Annotated in this window: 16 protein-coding genes; 9 read left to right on the top strand and 7 right to left on the bottom strand. The window is 70.2% G+C overall.

Features of this window, described 5'->3' with window-relative positions:
• Nucleotides 1-7: 7 nt before the first annotated feature.
• Nucleotides 8-946, bottom strand: a complete 939-nt coding sequence (locus tag ACFYWJ_RS29595) for a hypothetical protein (RefSeq protein WP_355278597.1) — start codon at nucleotides 944-946, stop codon at nucleotides 8-10.
• Here ACFYWJ_RS29595 and ACFYWJ_RS29590 point away from each other — a divergent pair.
• The 3 genes from ACFYWJ_RS29590 to ACFYWJ_RS29580 all read left to right on the top strand — a co-directional run bounded on the left by ACFYWJ_RS29590 (nucleotide 906) and on the right by ACFYWJ_RS29580 (nucleotide 5,684).
• Nucleotides 906-3,350, top strand: coding sequence for a ComEC/Rec2 family competence protein (locus ACFYWJ_RS29590; protein ID WP_355278600.1), 2,445 nt, complete (start codon nucleotides 906-908; stop codon nucleotides 3,348-3,350). The genes ACFYWJ_RS29595 and ACFYWJ_RS29590 overlap by 41 nt on opposite strands.
• A complete protein-coding gene (gene holA, locus ACFYWJ_RS29585; RefSeq protein ID WP_355278602.1) occupies nucleotides 3,310-4,281 on the top strand; it encodes a DNA polymerase III subunit delta in 972 nt (323 codons plus the stop codon). The genes ACFYWJ_RS29590 and holA overlap by 41 nt, the downstream gene beginning before the upstream one ends.
• Nucleotides 4,282-4,391: 110 nt before the next feature.
• Nucleotides 4,392-5,684 carry an LCP family protein gene (locus ACFYWJ_RS29580; protein WP_355278605.1) on the top strand — a complete coding sequence of 431 codons (1,293 nt, stop codon included), beginning with the start codon at nucleotides 4,392-4,394 and terminating at the stop codon, nucleotides 5,682-5,684.
• Here the strand turns inward: ACFYWJ_RS29580 and ACFYWJ_RS29575 are convergent, their stop codons facing one another.
• Together ACFYWJ_RS29575 and rpsT are read right to left on the bottom strand one after the other, a co-directional pair.
• Nucleotides 5,685-5,927 carry a hypothetical protein gene (locus tag ACFYWJ_RS29575; protein WP_355278607.1) on the bottom strand — a complete coding sequence of 81 codons (243 nt, stop codon included), beginning with the start codon at nucleotides 5,925-5,927 and terminating at the stop codon, nucleotides 5,685-5,687.
• A 98-nt stretch (nucleotides 5,928-6,025) separates the two neighbouring features.
• Nucleotides 6,026-6,286: a 30S ribosomal protein S20 gene (gene rpsT, locus ACFYWJ_RS29570; RefSeq protein WP_355278610.1), complete on the bottom strand. Its 261-nt coding sequence runs from the start codon at nucleotides 6,284-6,286 to the stop codon at nucleotides 6,026-6,028.
• Between the two features lie 396 nt (nucleotides 6,287-6,682).
• Here rpsT and ACFYWJ_RS29565 point away from each other — a divergent pair, with 396 nt between their 5' ends.
• From ACFYWJ_RS29565 to ACFYWJ_RS29550, 4 genes are all read left to right on the top strand, one after another.
• Nucleotides 6,683-8,218 carry a circularly permuted type 2 ATP-grasp protein gene (locus ACFYWJ_RS29565; protein ID WP_355279251.1) on the top strand — a complete coding sequence of 512 codons (1,536 nt, stop codon included), beginning with the start codon at nucleotides 6,683-6,685 and terminating at the stop codon, nucleotides 8,216-8,218.
• Between the two features lie 5 nt (nucleotides 8,219-8,223).
• Nucleotides 8,224-9,201, top strand: coding sequence for an alpha-E domain-containing protein (locus ACFYWJ_RS29560; RefSeq protein WP_355278613.1), 978 nt, complete (start codon nucleotides 8,224-8,226; stop codon nucleotides 9,199-9,201).
• Entirely contained in the window at nucleotides 9,198-10,040 is an 843-nt protein-coding gene (locus ACFYWJ_RS29555) for a transglutaminase family protein (RefSeq protein ID WP_355278616.1), read from the top strand. Before ACFYWJ_RS29560 ends, ACFYWJ_RS29555 begins: the two co-directional genes overlap by 4 nt.
• A gap of 66 nt (nucleotides 10,041-10,106) precedes the next feature.
• Nucleotides 10,107-10,880: an aquaporin gene (locus ACFYWJ_RS29550; protein ID WP_355278618.1), complete on the top strand. Its 774-nt coding sequence runs from the start codon at nucleotides 10,107-10,109 to the stop codon at nucleotides 10,878-10,880.
• A gap of 5 nt (nucleotides 10,881-10,885) precedes the next feature.
• Here the strand turns inward: ACFYWJ_RS29550 and ACFYWJ_RS29545 are convergent, their stop codons facing one another.
• Nucleotides 10,886-11,437, bottom strand: a complete 552-nt coding sequence (locus tag ACFYWJ_RS29545) for a type II toxin-antitoxin system PemK/MazF family toxin (protein ID WP_355278621.1) — start codon at nucleotides 11,435-11,437, stop codon at nucleotides 10,886-10,888.
• 106 nt (nucleotides 11,438-11,543) lie between these two features.
• Here ACFYWJ_RS29545 and lepA point away from each other — a divergent pair, with 106 nt between their 5' ends.
• On the top strand, nucleotides 11,544-13,391 hold the full coding sequence (gene lepA / locus ACFYWJ_RS29540) for a translation elongation factor 4 (protein WP_355278623.1): 1,848 nt from the start codon (nucleotides 11,544-11,546) through the stop codon (nucleotides 13,389-13,391).
• Between the two features lies 1 nt (nucleotide 13,392).
• Here the strand turns inward: lepA and ACFYWJ_RS29535 are convergent, their stop codons facing one another.
• From ACFYWJ_RS29535 to ACFYWJ_RS29525, 3 genes are read right to left on the bottom strand one after another with little or no spacing between them, the layout of a single operon-like run.
• Nucleotides 13,393-14,658 carry a HAMP domain-containing sensor histidine kinase gene (locus ACFYWJ_RS29535; protein WP_355278625.1) on the bottom strand — a complete coding sequence of 422 codons (1,266 nt, stop codon included), beginning with the start codon at nucleotides 14,656-14,658 and terminating at the stop codon, nucleotides 13,393-13,395.
• On the bottom strand, nucleotides 14,655-15,347 hold the full coding sequence (locus ACFYWJ_RS29530; protein WP_355278628.1) for a response regulator transcription factor: 693 nt from the start codon (nucleotides 15,345-15,347) through the stop codon (nucleotides 14,655-14,657). Before ACFYWJ_RS29530 ends, ACFYWJ_RS29535 begins: the two co-directional genes overlap by 4 nt.
• A 36-nt stretch (nucleotides 15,348-15,383) precedes the next feature.
• Nucleotides 15,384-15,752: a hypothetical protein gene (locus ACFYWJ_RS29525; protein WP_355278630.1), complete on the bottom strand. Its 369-nt coding sequence runs from the start codon at nucleotides 15,750-15,752 to the stop codon at nucleotides 15,384-15,386.
• 278 nt (nucleotides 15,753-16,030) lie between these two features.
• On the opposite strand from ACFYWJ_RS29525, the gene ACFYWJ_RS29520 reads away from it, so the two are divergent.
• Nucleotides 16,031-17,959 carry a hypothetical protein gene (locus ACFYWJ_RS29520; protein WP_355278633.1) on the top strand — a complete coding sequence of 643 codons (1,929 nt, stop codon included), beginning with the start codon at nucleotides 16,031-16,033 and terminating at the stop codon, nucleotides 17,957-17,959.
• Nucleotides 17,960-17,971: the final 12 nt, after the last annotated feature.

Below are 17,971 nucleotides of genomic sequence, written 5' to 3'. Positions count from 1 at the left end.
CCGCGGCTCAGGAGGAGATAGCGGAGGAGACCGAACGCCAGGTCCTGGACATGCGCCTGGTCCCGGCGGCACTGGGCTGCTGGGCCGCGACGATCGTGGCGGTGTCCCTCGGATGGTTCGCGGGGCTGGTACTGGCGGTCGGTGCAGTGGTGGTGGCGATCGGCGCATGGGTAGTGCTGCTGTGGGCGATCGCGCACAAGCGTGAGCGATGGCGGGTCGTTGCAGTCGCCGGATTGGCGACGATGCTGGCGACCGCCGGGTTCGGGGCAGCGGGAGCCTGGCGCGCGCACCACGTGCAGACACACCCGCTGCGGGAGTCGTTCGGGCGCACGGTGACAGTGCTGGCTGTGGTCACCGACGACCCGAAACCGATGCGGGCAGGCGGATTCGGCGGACAGCGGCGGTGGATCGTCCACGCGGAACTACGCGAGTTCAGCAGAGGCACGAGCACATCGGCGATGAGCGTGCCGTCGGCGAGTGTGCCGTCGGCGAGTGTGCCGCCGGTGAACATGCCACCGTTGAACGAGCCGGCGATCGGCATTACGCCGGCGAGTGTGCCGCCTGTCGACGCGCCGCCGACGATCAGCAGGCCGCTGGCGAGTGTGCCGTCGGTGGAGGTGACGCCGGTGAATGTGCCGTCGGCCGGCGTGCCGTCGGTGGATGTGCTGTCGGCGGGCGTGCCGTCGGCCGGTGTGCCGATGGTGGACGTGCTGCCGGTGGAGGTGCCGCTGGCAAGGGTGTCGTCGGCGGGTGTGCCGACGATCAGCAGGTCGCTGGCGAGTGTGCCGTCGGTGGAGGTGACGCCGGTGAGTGTGTCGTCGGTGGGCGTGCTGCCGATGGAGGTGCCGACGGCAGATGTGCCGTCAGCGGGTGGGCTGCCGGTGGGCGGGCCGACGGCGAGCGCGATGACAAACCGGCTCGGCGGGTTGGTCGGGTCGACACTCACCCGGGGCGGTGGGGCGCTGGTGATCCTCGCGCCGGGGGAGGAGTGGGCTGAACTGTCGCCCGGGCAGGTCATTCGGTTTCGGGCGAAGGTCGCCGAGCCGAATCGGTCCAACCTGACGGTGGCGGCGTTGCACCCCGTCGGCGTGGTGGAGCGGGTCGGGATACCTCCGTGGTGGCAGCGGATGGCAGCGGGCGTGCGGGCGGATCTGGCGGCGGCTTCGGCGCGGGCGATGCCACCTGCTGCGGCGGGACTGCTACCGGCGCTCGTCGTCGGCGATACCGCCGGGCTGTCCGAGGAGGTCAGGGATGCCTTCGAGATCGCAGGTCTGCAACACCTTTGTGTGGTCAGCGGTGCGAACTTCACGATCCTGCTCACCGCTCTGCTCGCGTTGACGAGATTGCTGACCGCGGGTCCGCAGACGAGTGCCGTGGCCGCTGCAGTGACGGTGGTGATGTTCGTCGTCCTCGCGCGGCCTGATCCGAGCGTGCTGCGGGCGGCTGCCATGGGTTCGGTGACGGTGCTCGCGTTGCTCACCGGGCGGCGCAAGCAGGCGTTGCCCGCGCTGGGTGCCGCGGTGATCGGATTGCTCGGTGTGGCACCGCAGTTGGCGGTGAGCGCGGGGTTCGCGCTGTCGGTGCTCGCCACCGCCGGTCTGATCCTGCTCGCGCCGTCGTGGGCGGACTGGTTGCGGGCGCGGGGGTGGTGGCGCGCACCCGCGGAGATCGTCGCGGTGTCGGCGGGTGCGTTCGTCGTCACCCTTCCACTCATGGTGGCGCTGTCGGGGCGGGTGAGTGTGGTCGCGATCGTCGCGAACGCGTTGGTCGCGCCGGTGGTCGGGGCGATCACCGTGATCGGTGCGGTCGGCGCGGGCCTCGCCTGCCTGTGGGGTGATGCCGCGGTGTGGGTGCTGTGGTGCGCGCGCCCGCCGATGTGGTGGCTGCTCACGGTGGCCGACCGGGTCGCCGCGGTCCCCGGTGCCACGGTCTCGGTGCCCTCCGGCATGAGCGGGGGACTGGTCACGGCGGCGATCGTTGTCGTCCTGGTGGCCGCCCTGCGGTGGTCGAAGGCCCGCCGACTGCTCGCCGTCGGCACCCTGGGCATCGCGGTAGTGCTTGTCCCAGTGCGCCTCTGGCAGCCAGGGTGGCCACCCGCGGGCTGGGTGCTGGCGATGTGCGATGTAGGCCAAGGCGACGGACTCGCCCTCTCCGTCGCGCCCGGCGCCGCGATCGTGATCGATACCGGACCGGACCCCCGCCCGATCCGCCGCTGCCTGGACCGCCTGCACATCACCCATGTCCCACTCCTGATCCTCACCCATCCCCACGCCGACCACATCGACGGTCTGGCCGGCGTGCTCCGCGGCCGCACCATCGCCGCGATAGCCACCGCACCAGGCGAACTCCACCCGACCAGCCACGGGCACCGCACCAGTGATGGCTCCTCTGCCAGTGGATCTTCCGCCGGTGGCGGGCGCTCCGGTGGTGACGGGCCGTCCACCAGCGACGAGCCGTCCACCCGTGGCTCCTCCACCAACGACGGGAGCCCCGTCACCGACGGCCGCCACCCGAACGGCGAACACTCGACTACATCACCTCTCACCGCTGAACAGGGCATTGTGGCGCAGCGACCTTTGACTGCTCACAGCACCGAATCCGGTGGCGTCGAGCGAGTCGTCGAACTCGCGGAGTCCGCACGGATCCCGGTGATGGAGCTGCATCGGGGTCATGTACTCACGTTCGGGACAGTCGAATTGACGGTGTTGGCACCGGATCAGGAAGCACCTTCGTCACTGGATCTGGACGACGCCAACGATCGTTCTCTGGTGCTGAGGGCGCGCACCGCTGTCGGCACGATCCTGTTCACCGGCGATATCGAAGCCACCGCGCAGTCCCGGGTGTCGCGCGACCACGACATCAGGGCCGACATCCTCAAGGTTCCCCATCACGGATCCCGCACCACCACAACGGAATTCCTGCGCGCGGTCCACCCGCGCCTGGCCTTGATCAGTGCCGGGACGGACAACTCCTTCGGCCACCCGCACGCCACGATTATCGCCGCGCTGGACACGCTCGCCGTGACCGTCGCCCGCACCGACCGTCACGGCGACGTGATTGTGTCGGGTACCGCCGCGGACCCGAGAATCGCCACGTCCCGCCGACGGGCTCGCGCCCGCACCGACCGCCACGGTCCACGATGCCTGCGCGGTGACCTGGCCTCGGGCGCCGGTCGACGACACCGCGCACACCGGTGCTTCGGTGCCGGCAGGCCGGGTCGGGCTCGCCCACCGCCGGCCCGTGGGGAGCGGCGCACCGACGAAGGACCGCGGCCAGTTCGCTGTCGGTGCCCGAACGTAGGATCGCCTGGTGAGCGAACGCCCTGCCGCGGTACATCTGGTTCTCGGTGACGAGGAGCTGCTGGTCGAACGCGCGGTGGCGCAGGTGACCGGCCAGGTGCGGGCCTGCGCGCCGGACCCGGACTCGGTGCCCGTCGACCGGCTGCGCGCCGGTGACGCGAGTACCGCCGAACTGGCCGAGCTGCTGAGCCCGTCGCTGTTCGCCGAGGACCGGGTGATCGTGCTCGAATCGGCCGCGGAGGCGGGCAAGGACGCGGTGGCGGTGATCACCGACGCGGCCGCCGACCCGCCGGCGGGTGTCGTGCTGATGGTGCTGCATTCGGGCGGTGGCCGGGCCAAGGCGCTGGCTCCCGCCCTGCAGAAGCAGGGCGCGGTGGTGCACGAGTGCGCCAAGCTCACCAAGGCCACCGAGCGGGCGGAGTTCGTGCGGGCGGAGTTCCGGACCCTCGGCGTCCGGGTGGCGCCCGACGTGGTCGGAGTGCTGATCGAGTCCGTCGGCTCGGAACTGCGGGAGCTGGCCGCCGCGTGTTCGCAGCTGGTCGCCGACACCGGCGGCAAGGTCGACGTGAACGCGGTCCGCCGCTACTACTCGGGCCGGGCCGAGGTCAGCGGCTTCGACGTGGCCGATCTCGCCGTCGCGGGCGACCGCCCGGCCGCGATGGAAGCTCTGCGCTGGGCCACCGACCGGGGCGTCCCGCACGTCCTGCTGGCCGACGCCCTCGCCGACTCCGTGCACACCATCGCCCGCGTCGGCTCCGCGGGCCGGGGTGACCCGTTCAAACTCGCCCAGCAGCTCGGCATGCCGCCCTGGAAGGTCAAGAAGGCCCAGGCCCAGGCCCGTGGCTGGACCCCGGCCACCATCGGCACCGCGCTCCACGTGGTCGCCGCCCTCAACGCCGACGTGAAGGGTGGCGCCGCCGACGCCACCTACGCCGTGGAACACGCCCTCTCCCGCATCCTCGATCTCCGCGCCGCGGGCTGAGGGCCACACCGCCCCGGTCCACTCGCTGAGCGGACACGCCGGGACACGCTGGAATCGGGACCGAATCGCGATGTCGGTGCGGTCGTGCGGCTGGCACAGTTGATCATGACATGGACGACCCGACCGTCAGCCGGACCGGGGAGCGCGGGAGCAGGGGCCGCGCTCGTGCCTCGGCGGGCCGGTTGGCCAGGGCATTCGGGAAGGGGTTCGCCGCCGGGATGTCGGCCCTGGTGGTCGCCGTCACCGCGTACGGGTGGTCGACGGCGGGCAGTTTCGACGCCGGGTTCCTGCGCTCGCACGCCATCGAGGACGATGCGCCGCATTCGCTCGGCGGGGATCTGAACATCCTGCTGATCGGGCTCGACACGCGCCGCGATCAGAACGGGAACGAGCTGCCGCCGGAAATCCTGGACCAGTTGCACGCGGGGGACGGCGACGAGGGCGGCTACAACGCCAATACGCTGATCCTGGTGCATATTCCGGCCGCGATGGACAAGATCGTCGCGGTCTCTATTCCGCGCGACGACTACGTGCCGGTCAGTGGTATTCCCGGCTACACCCACGCCAAGATCAAGGAGGCGTACGGGCTGAAGAAGGCCGCGGTGCAGGATCAGCTGATCGCGCGCGGGGTCACCGATCAGCGCAAGCTCGAGCAGGCGGGCCGGGAGGCGGGGCGCGCCTCGATCGTCCGGGCGGTCCGCGATCTGACCGGGGTGCCGATCGACCGGTTCGCCGAGATCACCCTCGCCGGCTTCTACGATCTCGCGGCCACGCTGGGCGGGGTGGAGGTGTGCCTGAACCATCCGGTGCAGGACCTCGAGTTCTCCGGCGCGGACTTCCCGGCGGGCCGCCAGCATCTCGACCCGGCCCAGGCGCTGGCCTTCGTGCGGCAGCGGCACGGACTGGAGAACGGCGATCTGGACCGCACGCACCGGCAGCAGGCCTTCCTCACCTCGGTGGCCAGGCAGCTGCGCAGCGCGGGCACCCTGACCGACCCCGGCAAACTGTCGGCGCTGATGGAGGTGGCGCACCGCAATATCGTCCTGTCGGACGGCTGGAACATGACCGAATTCGTGCGCACGCTCGGCTCCGCGAAGGACCCGCAGGTCGAATTCCGGACCCTGCCGATCCTGCGCTATGACGTGATCAACGGGCAGGACGTGAACATCGTGGACCGCTCGGCGATCCGCCGCGAGATCGCGGCCGCGTTCGGGATGCCGGTCCCCGCCACCACGACCACCCGGCGCACCACGGCGCGGACCGAACCACCCGCCGCGTGGCCGTACGAGACGACGACGGGCGCCTGGCGGACCAGCACGACCACCTCGGTGTCGGAGACCCCCGACGCGGGAACACCGGTCCGCAGCGACATCACCTCGGGGCAGATCCCCTGTGTGAACTGATCAGTCGCCGACGACGGCGAGTTCCTCGTCGTCCTCGAGATCCTCGTAGCGACCGTCCCACTCCTCGTACAGCGGGACCTCGTCCTCCCTGGTGACGATCCACGCGGCCGCGAAGCCGCCGTCCTCGTCCGGGACCATCACATTCTCGATCTTGAGACCGAGCCCAAGGATCTCCGCGGCGCGGATCACCTCGGCCAGGTCGTCGCCTCGTACCACCGTCTGATTCGCGTACACCGTCAGCATGCGCGGAATGGTAGCCGACGACAAAAGCCGCCGTGGTCATCGAGGCCACGGCGGCTGCGTCTTGCGAAGTATTGCTGAGCGGGGAGCCCCCGCTCCGATCAGATCTTGTTCAGAGCCAGCGCGAGCGCGGACTTCTTGTTGGCCGCCTGGTTGGCGTGGATGACGCCCTTGGACGCGGCCTTGTCGAGCTTGCGGCTCGCGAACTGCAGCTGCTCGGCAGCCTTTTCCTTGTCACCGGTCGCGGCAGCTTCGCGGAAGTTGCGGATCGCGGTGCGCAGCGCGGACTTGACCGACTGGTTGCGCTTGCGCGCCGCCTCGTTGGTACGGATCCGCTTCATCTGGGACTTGATGTTGGCCACGCCTGTATCCTCTGGTTTCCTGTCGCTGGGTGGTATGTCTCGAAAGCTCGTCGGGCGCGCGCCCACGATGCAGCAGATGGTGCTGAACTACGGGTAACACCGCGCCGAAGATCGAGGTTACCAGCTCGGCACCGCCCGGCGAAATCGGGCTCCGAACGCCCGCCACGGGCCCCGCCGATTTTCACCCGTTTCAGGTGATGCAAGAAATTTACCTGTGTCTCACACGACCCCGCTGCCGGGTGATGCACAGTTTTTCTCATGACCTCCACCACAGCGCCGAGTACGGCTCGATCTGCATCACCGGCGTTGGTGAGAACGAACGGGCATCCGGTGAACACGCACGCCGGTTTGTTCGAGGGGTACGGCCCCGGCCGCTTCGCCGACGCCTTCGACGAGATGTTCGACGCGGCGGGACGAGTCCGGGCGCCGTACAAGGGTATCCACGCCGCGATGGCCGCCAACGACGTCGACGACCTGGCCAAACGCTCCGACGCGCTGGACCGGGCGTTCATCGACCAGGGCATCACCTTCTCGCTGTCGGGCCAGGAACGCCCGTTCCCGCTGGATCTGGTGCCGCGGGTGATCGCGGCCGCGGAATGGGCCAAGCTCGAACGCGGCATCAAGCAGCGGGTCACCGCGCTGGAGCTGTTCCTGGCCGACGTCTACGGCGAGCAGAACATCCTGCGCGATCAGGTGATCCCCAAGCGCCTGGTCACCTCGTGCGAGCACTTCCACCGCGAGGCCGCCGGGCTGGTGCCGCCCAACGGGGTGCGCATCCACGTCTCCGGCATCGATCTGGTGCGCGACGAACGCGGCGACTTCCGGGTGCTCGAGGACAACCTGCGCTCGCCGTCGGGCGTCTCCTATGTGATGGAGAACCGGCGCACCATGGCCCGGGTCTTCCCCGACCTGTTCTCCTCGCACCGGGTGCGGGCGGTCGGCGACTATCCCGCCCACCTACTCCGGGCGCTGCGGGCCTCCGCGGCGCCCAACGAGGCCGACCCGACCGTGGTTGTGCTCACCCCGGGGGTGCACAACTCCGCCTACTTCGAGCATTCGCTGCTGGCCAGGCAGATGGGCGTCGAGCTGGTCGAGGGGCGTGACCTGTTCTGCCGCGACAATGTCGTCTACATGCGCACCACGGCGGGCGAGCGCCAGGTCGACGTCATCTACCGGCGCATCGACGACACCTTCCTCGACCCCATGCACTTCCGCCCGGACTCCGTGCTGGGCGTCGCCGGCGTCCTCAACGCGGCCCGCGCGGGCAATGTGGTGATCTCCAGCGCGGTCGGCAACGGCGTCGGCGACGACAAACTCATCTACACCTACGTGCCGACGATCATCGAGTACTACCTCGGCGAGAAGCCGATCCTGCCCAATGTCGACACCTTCCGCTGCTGGCTCGACGACGAACGCGAGCAGGTGCTCGACCGGGTGGGCGAACTGGTGGTGAAGCCGGTCGAGGGGTCCGGCGGCTACGGGATCGTCATCGGGCCGGACGCGACACCGCGCGAGCTGGAAGCGATCCGGCGCAAGGTCAAGGCCGATCCGCGCGGCTGGATCGCCCAGCCGGTGGTGCAGCTGTCGACCGTGCCGACCAAGATCGGCAACGATCTCGCGCCCCGGCACGTCGACCTGCGCCCGTTCGCGGTCAACGACGGCGAGGACATCTGGGTGCTGCCCGGCGGGCTGACCCGGGTCGCGCTGCCGGAGGGCTCGCTGGTGGTGAACTCCAGCCAGGGCGGCGGCAGCAAGGACACCTGGGTGCTGGCCGGGCGCTCCGGTCCGGTCGACCGGGAACTGGCCGGTCCGGAACTGGTGAGCGATCCGCCGCAGGCCGATTCGTTCGAGATCGGCCGCGAGCTCAGCGCGCCGCAGGCCAATCAGCAACAGCAGCAACAACAACAGACGCAGCGGCTGATCGGGGACTGACACACATGCTTGCTCGCAACGCCGAATCCCTCTACTGGATCGGCCGATACGTCGAGCGCGCCGACGACACCGCGCGCATTCTCGACGTCGCCGTGCACCAGCTGCTCGAGGACGCCACCGTCGACGCCGACCGCACCTCCCGGGTCCTGCTCAAGGTGCTGGGGATCGAACCGCCGGAGGGACTGCACCTGGACGTGTGGTCGGTGACCGACCTCGTCGCGTTCAGCCACGACCACGGCGTCTCGATCAGCGACTCCATCGGCAAGGCCCGCGAGAACGCCCGTGGCGCACGCGAAGTCACCTCCAGCGAGATGTGGGAGTGCCTCAACGCCACCTACAACGGGCTGGCGACGGCGGAGAAGGCGGCGCGCGGCCTCGGCCCGCACGAGTTCTTCTCCTACATCAAGGACCGCGCGGCGATGTTCACCGGGCTGACCGACTCGACCCTCTCGCGCGACGACGGCTACCGGTTCCTGCTGCTCGGCCGCTCCATCGAACGCGTGGACATGATGGTGCGCCTGCTGCTCTCGCGCGCGGGCGACCGCACGTCCTCGCCCGCCTGGGTGACGGTGCTGCGCTCGGCGGGCGCCCACGACACCTACCTGCGCACCCACCGCGGCGCGCTCGACGCGGCCAGGGTCGCGGAGTTCATCCTGATCGACCGGCTGTTCCCACGCTCGGTGTTCCACACGCTGCGCGTCGCCGAGGCCTGCCTGACCGAGCTCGACCAGCGGCCGGGCAGCCGCGTCGGCGCGCGGCACGAGGCCCAGCGGGTGCTGGGCCGCGCGCGCAGCGAGCTCGAATTCCTGCCGCCCGGTGTGCTGCTGGAGGACTTGCAGAGCAGGCTGCTCGCGCTGCAGAAGTCGTGCCGGGAGGTCAGTGAGGCCGTGTCACGTCAGTACTTCCACGCCGCCCCCTGGGTGGCGTGGACCGATGTGCGCAGCAGTTCCGACGGCCGCGTGCAGGTGGAAGGAGAATTGTGAGCTGGCGGATCAGGGTGGTGCACACCACCGGATATGTCTACGACGCGCCCGTGACGCGGTCGTTCAACGAGGCCAGGCTGACGCCGCGCGCCGACAGCAGGCAGAACGTGATCCTCAATCGCGTCGAGACCGTGCCCGCCACCAGGTCGTATCGCTACACCGACTACTGGGGCACCGCGGTCACCGCCTTCGATCTGCACGCGCCGCACACCGAACTCGAGGTGACCGGGTCCTCGGTGGTGGAGACCGAGCCGTTCGCGGAGCCGACCGAGGAGCTGAGCTGGGACGACCTGCGCGGCGGCCGGATCGTCGACCGGTTCGACGAAATGCTCAGTCCCACGGCCTATGTGCCGCGCGATCGCAAGCTGGCGACGGTGGCCAGGCAGCTGTCCCGGGGCGAGGAGCCGGCCAAGGCGGTGGTGCGCGCGGCCGAGTGGGTGCACAAGGAGATGGACTACATCGCGGGCACGACCTCGGTGCACACCTCGGCGTTGCAGGCGTTCGCCGAGCGGCGCGGGGTGTGCCAGGACTACGCCCACCTGACCCTGGTGTTGTTGCGCAGCATGGGAATTCCCAGCCGGTACGTCTCCGGGTATCTGCATCCGAAGCCGAGCGCCGAGATCGGTGAGACCGTGGCGGGCCAGTCGCATGCCTGGGTGGAGGCCTGGACGGGGCAGTGGTGGGGCTACGACCCGACCAACAATCTGGCCGTCAACGAGCAGCACGTCTCGGTCGGCGTCGGCCGCGACTACGCGGATGTGCCACCGCTGAAAGGTGTTTTCTCCGGCGGCGGCTCGACCGACCTCGAGGTCGTTGTGGAGGTCACCCGCCTGGCGTAATGTCCACCTCGCTCGTGCGGACCCCGCTCGCCGCGGGGATGAATCCTCCCGGAGAGGTGGTGGCCGATGCCCACTGCACAGGAACTCGTCGAGTCCGAGGTCGTACCCGAGCCGAAGAAATGGGCCGCCGAAGGGCTCGGCACTTTCATCCTGGTGATCTGTGGCGTCGGCACGCTGGTGCTGGCGGGTGACCGGGTCGGGTCGCTCGGGGTGGCCTTCGCCTTCGGTCTGACGCTGATGTTCCTCGTCTACGCGATCGGGCCGATCTCGGGCTGCCACGTCAATCCGGCGGTCACCCTCGGCCAGCTGCTGCTCGGCCGGATCTCGGCGGTCGGCGCGGCGGGCTATGTGATCGCGCAGCTCGTCGGTGCCTTCCTGGCCGGGCTCGTGCTGTTCGCGCTGGCCAAGAACCTGCCGTCCTACGACCGCGCGGTCGACGGGCTCGGCGCCAACGGCTGGGGCGCGCACAGTCCGTCGGCGATCCGCGGACCGCTGGGTGAGGTCGTCGTCCAGAACGGGTACGGCCTGGCCGCGACCATCATCATCGAGGTGATGCTGACCGCGCTGCTGGTGTTCGTGGTGCTGGCCTCGACGGACCAGATCTCCGATGTGCCGCTGGCGGGGCTGTCGATCGGTGTCACGCTGACGGTGATCTACCTGGTCTCGCTGCCGATCGACAACACCTCGGTGAATCCGGCCCGCAGCCTGGGCGTGGCGCCGTATCAGGACGGTGCGATGGCGCAGGTGTGGGTGTTCGTGCTGTTCCCGCTGGCCGGTGGCGCGCTGGGCGCGCTGGTGTACGGCCTGATCTTCGGCCGGTCCAGGGACGTGCTGACCTAGGTCGGTCAGCTCCAGCTGTACTCGGCGACGAGCCGGTGCGCGACCAGGTCGAAGGTCTTGCGCTCGACGATCGCGCCCTCGCGCCGGATGCCGTCCTCGGGCACGTCGAGCACCCGGTCCAGCCGCACCCAGCTGGGTCGCCCGTCGTGGTCCCACGGGCCGGAGCCGATGCCGACCCAGTTGCGGTCGTGCGCGCGTTCGGCTTTGGACGACAGCATCAGCCCGAGCAGGGTCTTGCGATCGCGCCCGACGACCAGCACCGGCCGGTCCTTGCCGTTGGTGGGGTCCTCCTCGTAGGGCACCCAGGTCCACACGATCTCGCCCGGGTCGGCGCGCCCGTCGAGCTGCGGGCAGTAGACGATCTGCCGGGCGCGGTGCGCGGTGGGCACCGGCGTCGACGCGGTCGGGCGCACCGCGACGGCGGGCTCCGGCTTGGCCGCCAGCGCCCCCACCAGCTTCTCGAGCAGCCGTGGACCCTGCTTGCGCACGATCTTCGGTCCCTGCTCCTTGGCGATGACGCCGAGTTGCTTACCGAGAGTGTTCCAACTGCTGGCCATCCCTGAAATATAACGGTCGCTCGCGCTTGGAGCGCACCGGTGACAAGGGGGCGATTCGTCGCATGGGACGATAGACGCAGTTCGCCGATACCCCTCGAGGAGTGGAGTGGCTTCCAGTTTTGCCGATACGACGTTCACCGATCCGTCCCGGATCCGGAACTTCTGCATCATCGCGCACATCGACCACGGCAAGTCGACCCTGGCCGATCGGATGCTGCAGCTGACCGGTGTGGTCGAAGAGCGGGCCATGCGCGCTCAGTACCTGGACCGGATGGACATCGAGCGCGAGCGCGGCATCACGATCAAGGCGCAGAACGTCCGGCTGCCGTGGAATGTCGACGGCGAGGACTACGTCCTGCACATGATCGACACCCCGGGCCACGTCGACTTCACCTACGAGGTGTCGCGCGCGCTCGAGGCCTGTGAGGGCGCGATCCTGTTGGTCGACGCGGCACAGGGGATCGAGGCGCAGACGCTGGCGAACCTGTACCTGGCGATGGAACGCGATCTGGTGATCATCCCGGTGCTCAACAAGATCGACCTGCCCGCCGCCGACCCGGACCGCTACGCCGCCGAGATCGCGCACATCGTGGGCTGTGAGCCCGACGAGGTGCTGCGCGTCTCGGGCAAGACCGGTGTCGGCGTCGACGCGCTGCTGAACAAGGTGATCGCCGAGGTCCCGCCGCCGGTCGGCGACGCCGACGCCCCGGCCCGCGCGCTGATCTTCGACTCGGTCTACGACACCTACCGCGGCGTGGTCACCTACGTGCGTGTGGTCGACGGCAAGCTGACCCCGCGCCAGAAGATCAAGATGATGTCCACCGGCGCGCAGCACGAGCTGCTCGAGATCGGCATCGTCTCGCCCGAACCGAAGCCCACCCAGGGCCTCGGCGTCGGTGAGGTGGGATACCTGATCACCGGCGTGAAGGACGTGCGCCAGTCCAAGGTCGGTGACACCGTCACCTCCGCGCGCGACGGCGCCACCTCGGCGCTCGCGGGCTACCAGGAACCGCGCCCGATGGTCTACTCGGGCCTGTACCCGGTCGACGGCTCCGATTACCCGGATCTGCGTGACGCGCTGGACAAGCTGCAGCTCAACGACGCGGCGCTGACCTACGTGCCGGAGACCTCGGTGGCGCTGGGCTTCGGCTTCCGCTGCGGCTTCCTCGGTCTGCTGCACATGGAGATCACCCGCGAGCGGCTGCAGCGCGAGTTCGGCCTCGACCTGATCTCCACCGCGCCCAACGTGATCTACCGGGTCGTCATGGAAGACGGCACCGAGCACATCGTCACCAACCCCTCGTACTGGCCCGAGGGCAAGGTGCGCCAGACCTTCGAGCCGGTGACCAAGTGCACCGTGATCGCGCCGAGCGAGTTCGTCGGCACCATCATGGAGCTGTGCCAGAGCCGCCGCGGCGAGCTGCTCGGCATGGACTACCTGTCGGAGACGCGCGTGGAGATGCGCTACACGCTGCCGATGGCCGAGATCATCTTCGACTTCTTCGACTCGCTCAAGTCGCGCACCCGCGGGTACGCGTCGCTCGATTACGAAGAGGCGGGCGAGCAGTCGTCCGCGCTGGTGAAGGTCGACATCCTGCTCCAGGGCGAGGCGGTCGACGCGTTCAGTGCCATCGTGCACAAGGACGCCGCCCAGGCCTACGGCAACAAGATGACCACCAAGCTGCGCGAACTCATCCCGCGTCAGCAGTTCGAGGTGCCGATCCAGGCCGCGATCGGCTCGAAGATCATCGCGCGCGAGAACATCAGGGCGATCCGCAAGGACGTGCTCGCCAAGTGCTACGGCGGCGACATCAGCCGTAAGCGCAAGCTGCTCGAGAAGCAGAAGGAGGGCAAGAAGCGCATGAAGACCATCGGCCGGGTCGACGTGCCGCAGGAGGCCTTCGTGGCCGCGCTATCCTCGGACGCGGCGTCGGACAAGCCCAAGGGCAAGTAGCTCATCCCGGCTCGGCGGTGACGCGTACCAGCAGGCGCGTCCCGCCGAGCGGGCTTTCGGCGAGTTCGGCGGTGCCGCCGTGCAATTCGGCCTGCTGACGGACCAGGGCCAGGCCCAGGCCGGAGCCGGGGGAGCCCGGTCGTTTGGCGAAGCGGTCGAAGGCGGTGGGGGACAGGTGTTCCGGAATCCCGGTGCCGTTGTCGTCGACGGTGATCTCGATCCCGTCCGCGCTCGCACGGGCCGCGACCGCGATCTCGGTGGCGTGTCCGTGCAGGACCGCGTTGGTGACGGCGTTGGTGACGATCAGCAGGATCCCGCCGGGCAGGCCGGTCATCGGGACGGGGTCGCACGCGGTCAGTGTGATGTCGACCCCTGGCTGCGCGCGCCGGGCGTTCTGGACCGCGCGATCGAGGGTCTCGCACAGGTCGAACGGTTCGAAGGCGCCGGCGTCGGTGAGCTCGCCGACGGCGAGGCGCTCCAGATCGGTGAGGGTGCGCTCGATCTGGCGTTCGGCGGCCAGCACATCGGCCAGGACGGCGCCGCGCTGCTCGGCAGGCAGGTCGTCCCCGGCCAGGACCTGGAGATCGGTGCGCATCGCGGTGAGCGGGGTGCGCAGTTCGTGCGCGCAGACCGCGGCGAAATCGCGGGCGCCTGCCAGTGCCTGCCTGGTCTCGCCGTGCGCGGTCTCCAGGCGCGCCAGCATCCGGGTGATGGCGTCGGAGAGTTCCTCGGCCTCCCTGGCGCCGCGGCCGGACAGCGGCGGCAGCTCGTCGAGGGTGTCGATCTCGTGGGTCGCGGTGGCCAGCCTGCGCAGCGGGCGCGCGGCGAAACCGGCCAGCACCCAACCCAATCCGGCCGCCACCAGCACCCCGCCGACCCCGATGCCGAGGCCGATCAGCTGGCTGCGGGTGATCGCGGCGTCGACCAGCTCCCGGTCGGGATCGAGCCGGACCAGCAGGCCGGGTGCGCCCTTGACCTTGGCCAGCGCGGTGTCGGACGGGCTGCCCGGCGCCACCACCGTCGGTGGTTCGGGAGCGTCGGGGAACGGCATCGTCTCGGCCGGGAGCGGGATCGGCAGGGCGGGTACGCCGTCGATGCGCTGCACCACTTGGACATTCATCGTCGACACCGTCTGATCGAGCTGCCGGGTGCCCGCCACCTTCAGCAGTGCCGCGTAGGTGAGCCCGAGGGTGATCGCCACCAGCGCGGCGACCACGGCCGACACCAGGGCCACCCGGGTCCGCAGGGACCACGACCCGGTCCTCACGGGCGCTCCCGCAGGACGAATCCGACGCCGCGCACCGTGTGCACGACCCGATCGACGCCGTCGGCCTCGAGCTTGCGCCGCAGATACGAGACGAACACGTCGACCACATTGGTGTCGGTGGCGAAGTCGTACCCCCAGACGGCGGACAGGATCTGCTCGCGCCCGAGCACGATGCCGGTGTTCTCGGCGAGCATGGCCAGCAGCTCGAACTCGCGTTTGGTGAGGTCGACCTGTCGTCCGCCCGCGTGCACCCGGTGCCCGGCCGGATCGATCTCCACCTGCCCCACCCGCACCGTCTTACCCTGCGGCGCAGCGGTTGCCGCGCTGCGGCGCAGCAGGGCGCGCAGCCGGGCGATCAGCTCGCCGAGGTCGAACGGCTTGGTGAGGTAGTCGTCGGCGCCGCGTTCGAGGGCCGCGATCCGGTCGCTCACGGCGCTGCGGGCGCTGAGCACGCAGATGGGGATGTCGTTGCCCATCGCGCGCAGGGCGGTCACCACGCCGACGCCGTCGAGCTCGGGCATGTTCACATCGAGCACCATGGCGTCGGGGGTGGCGGAACGCACCAGGGCGAGCGCCGCGGCGCCGTCACCGGCCGTGACGACGTCGAAGCCCGAGAGCTCGAGGCCGCGCCGCAGCGACGCCAGCACCCTGAGCTCGTCGTCGACGACCAAGATCTGCTGTCCGGTCATCCCGCTCACCCTAGTGCGATCCACTGTTTTCCCTGGTCAGCGCACGTGCGGTGGGCGGACCACGATGACCCCGCCCGGTGCGTCGCCCGGGTCGACGTCCTGGCAGTTCGGTGCGTCGACGGCCGGTTCGCCCGGCAGCGCGGGCAGGACCGGCAGCGGGCGCGCCGGCTCGCCGTCGAAGCGCTCGATGTGTACGCGCGCGCCTTCCGGCGGCAGGGGCAGGGCTGGCGTGCCCGGTGCGTCCGGCGCACAGATGATCAGCGTTCGTTCGGGCCCGATCTCCCTGGTCACGGCGGGATCGGCGGTCGCGGCGCCGGCGACACCGGCGATCGTGCCGGTCAGCAGCGCGAAGCTGCCGACCAGGGCGGCGGCACGGGCCCGGCGGCGGGCGGTGAATACGGTCATGGGCGGGACTCCTCCGAACGGGTTTCGCCGATCGGCTCGACCGGCGAAACCGACGCTAAGCAGCCGATCTTCAGGGTCCGTTGAGCAATCGTTAGAGTTCTCTTGGGATCGTGAACCCCCTGATTCCACCGGGTCGCCGAAATCTGTTGCTCGCCATAAGGTGGTACCAACCGTTCTGGACGAAACGACAGTTCGGCCTCCGGTAGTAGTGTTGGATGATCTTCACTTCGCCTCGTTCGTGGTGGGGGGCCGACAGTGATGCGAGTGTTGGAGCATTGATGACGCGTGATCTGCCTTTCGATGACGATGCTGCGCGCGCGGAGGGGACCGACACGGCCTACCGGGTCGCCAACGGTGTCGCGCGGGTAGCGCGCGCCGGCGCGTACGTCACCGGTGGTGCCCTGGTCGCCGCGAACGGCACCGGCCCCGACACGACGCCGGGCACCAGCAACGCCGACAGCCGGGTCGCGGGGTGGTCCTCGCAGTACCACTCCGACCCGAGCCCGGACGCGCCGAGCCCGGTCGTGACCTTCCCCGATCTGTCGGACGTGCCCGCGCCGCATCAAGCGCCGCACGCGCCGTTCGCCCCGCACGCGCCCGCTCCGGCCGACGTCACCATGGTCGCGCGCGCCACCGAATCCGAGTGGCGCCCACAGATTCCCGGCTCCGACGACGAGCGGGAGCTGCGGATCCCCGGCTCCGACAGCAGCCACTCCACCGGCTACGGCATCCCGGGCTACGCGCAGACGCCCGCCGGGCCCGGCCTCGGTCTCGGCGGCGCCGACACCGACAACCCGTTCGGCCTCCCGGAGACGCCCGCCTTCGGCCTGCCCGGTCAGGGGATCGGCCTCCCCGGGTTCGACGGCCTGCCCGGCCACGGACTCGGCATTCCCGGCTACGACGGCATCGGCCTGCCCGGTTCGCCTGGCGGTCTGCCCGGTGCGAGCACGCCCGGTGCGGGCCAGCCCGGCGACGGGCTGTTCGACGGCATCGGTGACATGTTCGACGGCTTCGCCGCGATGGTGAACACCGAATGGCAGATCGACGCGCACGCGGGCCTGGACGGCGTGTGGTTCACCTCGCAGATGAAGGTCACCGCCCAGGTCGGCCAGGTCGGCGATCAGCTCGACGACTACGGCAAGTGGCTCGGTGACGGCATCAAGGTGCCCGGCGACACGACCGCCGGTGGCACCGGCGGCAGCCTGACCTCGCCGACCGGGCCGAGCCTGCCGGGATCGTCGTCCTCCGGTGTCGGCCTGCCCGGCACCACCGGGCCCACGGCCGCCGCTCCGGCGCCCGCCCCCGCGCCTGCCGCGCCACTCGCGCAGACCCCCGCTCCGGCTCCCGTGGCGCCCGCGCCGATCGCGCCGGCCCCGGCGCCGGTCGCGCCCGCCGCGCCCGCGCCGGTGGCCACCAATCCGGTGGTCAGCACGCCGTTGCAGACGACCATCCAGCCCGATGCCGCGTCGACGCCGATCGCCAACGTCTTCGGTGGGGCGGGCGCCGCCACCTCGCCGCTGACCGCGCCCGCCGCCGCGGTGCCCGCGCTGTTCGCGCCGACCACGCCGACCAAGCCGGTGGTCGTGCCGGACGTCACCGGCGGCCACACCCCGACCACCGTCCCGGTGACCGTGCCGTCCAAGCAGCCGACCGTCGACATCGACACCCCCACCACGGTGAAGCTGCCGGACCTGCCCAAGCCGACCGCGCAGCTGCCGGAGCCCACCAAGGCGCCGGTCACCGTGCCGCCGACCGGCGCGACCGGCCCCACCAAGCCGACGGTTCCGGACGATGACGTCGTCATCACCAAGCCGGGCACCACGGGCGGCGCCACGGTGCCCTCGACCGCGCCCAGCACCCCGACCGTCGACGTGCCCGACCCGACCGGGTCGCACCCGACCGCGACCGTGCCCACCCAGCAGCCGACCGCGCCGACCCACCAGCCGACGATGCCGACCAAGCAGCCGACCGTCGACATCGATCCGCCGACCGTGGTCACCCCGCCGCCGGTGGTCACCGTGCAGCCGACCCAGGTTCCGGTGAAACCGCCGGTCATCGACACCAAGCCGATCGCCGCCGACATCAGCTACACCGACGACGGCTACCATGGCGTGTCGGCCGGACTGTTCGACTCCGGGGTGGGCGGCGCAGATCACCTGGCCGCCGCGTTTCCCGTCGAGCATCATGGGTATGACTTCGTCGTCTGACACGACGACGTC

Origin of the sequence: Nocardia sp. NPDC003269 (genome assembly GCF_042888005.1) — a bacterium.
GTDB lineage: Bacteria > Actinomycetota > Actinomycetes > Mycobacteriales > Mycobacteriaceae > Nocardia.
Note: the sequence above shows the minus strand (reverse complement) of the source record. Positions and strands in the feature narration are given on the sequence as shown.

Coding starts and splice junctions, on each gene's coding strand:
- ACFYWJ_RS29590 (WP_355278600.1), top strand. CDS start 906: ATGACAAACCGGCTCGGCGGGTTGGTCGGGTCGACACTCACCCGGGGC.
- ACFYWJ_RS29580 (WP_355278605.1), top strand. CDS start 4,392: ATGGACGACCCGACCGTCAGCCGGACCGGGGAGCGCGGGAGCAGGGGC.
- ACFYWJ_RS29575 (WP_355278607.1), bottom strand. CDS start 5,927: ATGCTGACGGTGTACGCGAATCAGACGGTGGTACGAGGCGACGACCTG.
- ACFYWJ_RS29565 (WP_355279251.1), top strand. CDS start 6,683: ATGTTCGACGCGGCGGGACGAGTCCGGGCGCCGTACAAGGGTATCCAC.
- ACFYWJ_RS29560 (WP_355278613.1), top strand. CDS start 8,224: ATGCTTGCTCGCAACGCCGAATCCCTCTACTGGATCGGCCGATACGTC.
- ACFYWJ_RS29550 (WP_355278618.1), top strand. CDS start 10,107: ATGCCCACTGCACAGGAACTCGTCGAGTCCGAGGTCGTACCCGAGCCG.
- ACFYWJ_RS29545 (WP_355278621.1), bottom strand. CDS start 11,437: ATGGCCAGCAGTTGGAACACTCTCGGTAAGCAACTCGGCGTCATCGCC.
- ACFYWJ_RS29530 (WP_355278628.1), bottom strand. CDS start 15,347: ATGACCGGACAGCAGATCTTGGTCGTCGACGACGAGCTCAGGGTGCTG.
- ACFYWJ_RS29525 (WP_355278630.1), bottom strand. CDS start 15,752: ATGACCGTATTCACCGCCCGCCGCCGGGCCCGTGCCGCCGCCCTGGTC.
- ACFYWJ_RS29520 (WP_355278633.1), top strand. CDS start 16,031: ATGACGCGTGATCTGCCTTTCGATGACGATGCTGCGCGCGCGGAGGGG.